The 5,806-nt window shown below is 50.7% G+C and carries 3 protein-coding genes; all 3 read right to left on the bottom strand.

The window, feature by feature from the left end; all coding sequences use genetic code 11:
* Positions 1 to 974 (bottom strand): quinone-dependent dihydroorotate dehydrogenase (locus tag ABYW01_RS12265; RefSeq protein WP_372833047.1); only part of this gene is annotated, 974 nt, incomplete at its 3' end.
* A gap of 97 nt (positions 975 to 1,071) precedes the next feature.
* Positions 1,072 to 1,293, bottom strand: coding sequence for a DUF2835 domain-containing protein (locus ABYW01_RS12260; RefSeq protein WP_372833044.1), 222 nt, complete (start codon positions 1,291 to 1,293; stop codon positions 1,072 to 1,074).
* Between the two features lie 50 nt (positions 1,294 to 1,343).
* Entirely contained in the window at positions 1,344 to 5,723 is a 4,380-nt protein-coding gene (locus tag ABYW01_RS12255; protein ID WP_372833041.1) for an NAD-glutamate dehydrogenase, read from the bottom strand.
* Positions 5,724 to 5,806 lie beyond the last annotated feature (83 nt).

Here is a 5,806-nt window from a genome sequence, read left to right as displayed (position 1 = left end):
CCGTGGTAGATAAAACCGGAGTAGATTTGAACCAGACTTGCACCTGCCTCAATCTTCTCTGCCGCGTCAAAACCTTCGGTAATACCACCCACTCCGATAATCGGCAGCGCACCATCCAGAGCGTTGGATAGAATACGAATTGCACGGGTCGACTTATTACGCACTGGAGCGCCCGAGAGGCCACCTGCTTCCTGTGCAAACGGAGAGCCTTCCACACCTTCACGCGACAACGTTGTATTGGTCGCAATAACGGCGTCCATCTCGTAAGCTTTCAGAGAAGAAGCCACCATCTCGAACTCCTCCTCTTCCATATCCGGTGCAATTTTTACCGCAATCGGTACATAGCGATCATGCAGTTTTGCCTGACGCACCTGCTCAGATTTCAGTGCATCCAGCAAGCTGTTCAGCGACTCGCCGTATTGCAGCGTGCGCAGCCCCGGAGTATTTGGAGACGAAACGTTAACGGTGATATAAGAGGCGCGGTCATACACTTTGCGCATACAGTACAGGTAATCATCGTTGGCTTTTTCGTTCGGAGTATCTTTGTTCTTACCAATGTTGATACCCAGAATGCCTTTATACGTGCTCTTCTGCAGGTTTTTCAGCAGATGATCAACGCCGTCGTTATTAAAGCCCATGCGGTTGATAATCGCATTCTGTTCTGGAAGACGGAACAAACGCGGCTTTGGATTGCCCGCCTGCGGGCGAGGTGTCACAGTGCCCACCTCAACAAAGCCAAATCCCATCGCCGCCAGACCATCTACGGCGATACCGTTTTTATCCAGACCTGCTGCCAGACCCACACGGTTTGGAAAGGACAATCCCATCACCTCAACCGGATCGCTAATCTCAGCGGCCCCCATCAATTTGTGGAAACCAAGATCAGATGCGATGTTCATGGTGTGCAACGCCACTTCATGGGACGTTTCTGGATCAAAGCGGAACATCAGGGATCGAGCAAGAGGATATAGCATGCGGGGTACTCGGCGTATTCTGCATTGGAAAAATTTGCCGCAGATTATAGGCGACCCAGCCCTTTATTAACAGGGCAGTGCCTTAGGGAACCCAGAGTTACGCCAGTTTTTCAATCTTCTGAAAACGCCCGTTACGATCAAAACTGATCCGGAAACGGCCGGATATCCCATGATGCAGGAGATAAGGCTTTAGGATATGCGCGGGAAAACGCACCCGCCTGCCATCCAGTGCACGGGTCACTACATCACGGGCACTGCCTTGATACACCCGCAGATACTCCTCAGCGGGCAGATGGAGATCAAATACTATTTCATTCATTGCTGTACTTAAACGTATCACTGACGACAACACATCATCGCCAGCCTTAATTACTCTATTGCGTTATCTTCCGTTTCAGTGGATTCGCTAAACTCACTATTCTTCGCCAGATCAAAGAGTTCGCGAACGGCGACAGTGTACATCGCATATTCTTCCCGTTCCGCACTTTTTAACTCACTCAGAACATTTTGCCAACGCTGTACATGCATGGCATTGGTATCGGCCCACTGTGCCACGACATCAGGCATGGAACGACCACGACGATAATATCCCAGTACATTAGAAATCAATGCACGCTGCTGCCAATCCATGTCATCGCGGAATGCCTCACGGGCCAGTGCCTGCCAGTAGTTATCCACCTCCAGTTCGTTCAGCTGGCGTGCGAACCATTGCAATCCCAGACGTTCCCCCAGTTCAAAATAGGCATGAGCCACCGTTTCGACACCGATACGGGTTTCTCGAGCCACCTCGATGATACCCAGGGCACTGTATAAACTCCGTGCGCCGGCAACCTGTTCTGCCAAACGCTGCGGCACACCGGCATCCAGATATCGCTGACACGCCTGATCCCAGATCGCTTTAGGCTCGCCACACAGCAACTCACCTAGCTTCTTGCTGACCTTACCAAGCTGCGCGGTAAATAGCTGGGCCTCATCGCTACAGTTCAATTCTGATCGACGATTACGCACAAACCAGCGTGTTGTGCGCCGTGCCAAATGCTGTAAATCATTCATCATCTGGATCTGGACATCTGCCGCCACCTTGAAATCCAGTGCTTCGATCTGTGCCCAAACCCGCCCGAGATCCAGAATATCCCTCGCCAGCACATAAGCCCGTGCAATCGCCGCATCATCTGCACCTGTAGATGCACGCAGGCGCTCAACAAAATTGATCCCCATCAGGTTCACGATATGATTCGCTATCTGTGTCGCAACAATCTCCCGACGCAGACGATGCTGCTGCATTTGAGACATGTATTGCTCTGCCAATACCGCAGGAAAAGCAGTTTCCAGCTCTCGTGACAGGTAGGGATCATCGGCAACACGCGCTTTGATTAACGCTTCTTTCAGATCCGCTTTGCTGTAGGAGATAAGCACCGACATCTCCGGCCGGGTCAGGCCTTGCCCGGCACTCTTACGCTCGGCCAATTCATCATCTTCGGGGATAAATTCCAATGCACGGTTCAGCTTACCGTCTTGCTCCAACGTCGAGATAAACCGCCGATACTCCGCCATTCCTCCAAAGGAGCGTGCCTGGGCCATACTGATAGCTTGTACCTGACGATAGTTGTTCTTTAACACCAGCTCCGCGACCGACTCGGTCATATCCTCCAACAACCGGTTACGCTGCTTATCGGTTAAGTCACCATCGGATACGATCTGATTTAACAGGATTTTGATATTTACCTCGTGGTCAGAACAATCCACACCCCCGGCATTATCGATAAAGTCAGTATTCATGCGGCCACCCGCTAACGCATATTCAATACGTGCCAGCTGTGTCATCCCCAGATTGCCACCCTCGCCAATCACTCTGCAGCGAAGCTGGTTCGCATTGATACGTAAACCATCGTTGGCTTTATCCCCCACATCGGAGTGGCTTTCACTCTGCGCTTTAACATAAGTGCCAATGCCACCGTTCCAGATCAGATCAACCGGTGCAGCCATCAACGCTGATATCAGCTCGGCAGGGGTCACACTTTTTTCAGTTAATCCAGTCAGAGACTTCACTTCCTCACTGAGTTTGATCGCTTTTGTCTCGCGCGAGAAAATCCCTCCTCCCGCAGAGATCAACTTGGTGTTGTAATCACTCCAACTGGAGCGCGGCAGTTCAAACAACCGTCGACGCTCTTTCCAGCTTCGTGCGGCATCCGGATTTGGATCGATAAAGATGTGCATGTGGTTAAACGCCGCCACCAGGCGAATATGTTTCGATAGCAACATACCGTTACCAAACACATCACCCGCCATATCCCCAATACCCACCACCGTAAAATCGTCTTTGTCGGTATTGATGCCGATCTCACGAAAATGCCGTTCAACGGAGACCCAGGCGCCTTTAGCGGTAATGCCCATGGCCTTATGGTCATAGCCCTGACTGCCACCTGACGCAAAAGCATCTCCCAACCAAAAGTCATACTCTTCGGAGATACGATTGGCGATGTCGGAGAATGTCGCAGTACCCTTGTCAGCCGCAACGACCAGATAACTATCGTCATCGTCATGCACCACAACCTCAGTCGGATGTAACACCTCACCTTCTTTTAGGTTATCCGTGATGTCCAACAACCCGCGAATAAAGGTCTCGTAACAACGAACCCCCTCCTCCTGCCATGCCTTGCGATCCATATCAGGGTTCAAACGCTTAGCGACAAACCCCCCTTTTGCTCCCACAGGTACAATTACCGCATTTTTGACCTGTTGCGCTTTGACTAAACCCAGCACTTCAGTGCGATAGTCATCATAACGATCAGACCAACGCAGTCCGCCCCGTGCAACCCGGCCTCCACGCAGATGCACACCCTCCATCCATGGTGCAAATACAAAGATCTCAAACATTGGCCTTGGCAACGGGATATTCGGGATCTGCTCAGGCATCAGTTTGAATGCGTAATAACGCTTCAGGTTGCCCGTTTCCCGCTGGTAATAATTGGTTCTTTGGGTTGCTTTAATCAAGGCGAGGTATTGTCGAATGACACGATCTTCATTCAGGCTCGGCACCTCCTCCAGCGCCGATAAGATGTCTGCCTCTAACTGCGTCTGATGCTCTTCACTATGTTCATTCGGATCAAAACGCGCTTCGAATAGCGCCACCAATTTACCAGTGATACTGACCTGATTATTCAGAGCGGCACTGACCCCTTCACTACTGATATTGAAGCGGATCTGTTTCATATACGCGCTGTACGCACGCAGAATGTTCACTTCACGCCAGCCTAACTGAGCCGGTAGCACCAGACGGTTAAATTCATCACTTTCCGCATTACCGTTCCAGATATTAAGAAACGCATCTTCAAACAGTTCCTTGCCTTCATCAAAGCTAATTTTTTCTTTGCCGGTATAGATCAAATTGAAGTCATGAACCCAGATCTCCGCACTTTTCAGAATCATCCGATAGGGGTGCTCATCAATGACGCGTAAGCCCAGCTTCTCCATGATCGGCAAAACATCCGATAACGGAAGCGAACTCCCCAGGTTAAACAGCTTGAAGTTGAGGGTATCTTGATCTTTTTCCAGCGCACGATAGAAACTGAACGCTAACGGCCTCTCGTGACTCAGCGTCATCATATGGCCGATATCAACAACCGCAGTACGGGGTGGAAAGTCAGATCGATAGCTGTTCGGGAAGGTATCACCGTAGCGATGAAATGCAGCAATACCATTCTCCTCTCCCATCGACTCCACCAGCGCATCGTAAAGATGATCCCCCCAGCTACGCGCGGCCTCGCGGATCATGTCTTCCAGAGCCAGTACATCGATATCCGCTTTAACTTCTTCGCCACTGCGCAGAATGTATTGGGTCCGTGCCAAAATAGATTCAGAGAAGTAGGTATTAAATTCCACCTGATTACAGCCGAGCTCACGGCAGAGAATACCTTCGACGGCCAGGCGAAACTCGGTGCTGTATACATCACGGGGGGCGTACACCAGACAGGAGAAAAACTGTCCGAAATGATCGCGCCGCAAAAACACCCTGATCTGGCGGCGTTCGTGGATCTGCAATATCCCCATCGCGGTATCAACCAGCTCTTCAACCCCAATCTGGAATAGATCATCTCGCGGGTAGATCTCCAGAATCTGTAACAGCTCCTTCCAATCATGCCCTTGTGAATGCAGGCCAGAGCGCTCCATCACCTGATCAACCTTATGGCGAATCACCGGAATCATCCGAGAACTCTGGATATAGACATTTGAGGTGTATAACCCCAGGAAACGCGCCTCGCCCACCAATTTACCTTGCTTATCAAAGCGCTTAAGACTGATATAATCGGGGTAGGTCGGGCGATGCACTTTCGATTTGGTGGGCGATTTGGAGAAGGAGAGGATATCGGGGATCAAAACGAACTCCCCCGCATCCCGATTGCCTTCATTTACCAGTGTCTCGCGGCAGTGTTCATCACAATATTTCAGCAGCCCGAGCTGGCTGCCCATAATAGCTTCAAGACGCTTCTCTCCGTTCTCTTCGACCAACTCAAACTCGTCATAACCAAGAAAGGTAAAATGATTTTTCAGCCAACCGATAAATGCCCGAACTTCGTCGATGTTATTTTCATCTAACCCGTGCAGCGAGCTACCAAACACCTGCTCCAGCGCATCACATTGCGCCATCATCGGCTCAAAATCCTCAACCACCATACGAACATCTTCCAGTATCGCGCGGATACTGCGTTCCAGTTCAGCCAGTTGCTCCGGGTCCGTATGGCGATCCACTTCAACGGAAACCAGACACTCCCTTTGTGCGGTTTTCGATCGGCTGTCTTTATTTAGCAGGGAGGTAAGATGGTGGGTTTAAT

The sequence above is a fragment of the Pontibacterium sp. genome (assembly GCF_041587635.1).
Lineage (GTDB): Bacteria > Pseudomonadota > Gammaproteobacteria > Pseudomonadales > Balneatricaceae > Pontibacterium.
This window is presented reverse-complemented; position numbering and strand designations above follow the sequence as displayed.

Bases quoted from the DNA above. Each gene is read 5' to 3' on its own strand.
- ABYW01_RS12260 (WP_372833044.1), bottom strand. From the start codon at position 1,293: ATGAATGAAATAGTATTTGATCTCCATCTGCCCGCTGAGGAGTATCTG.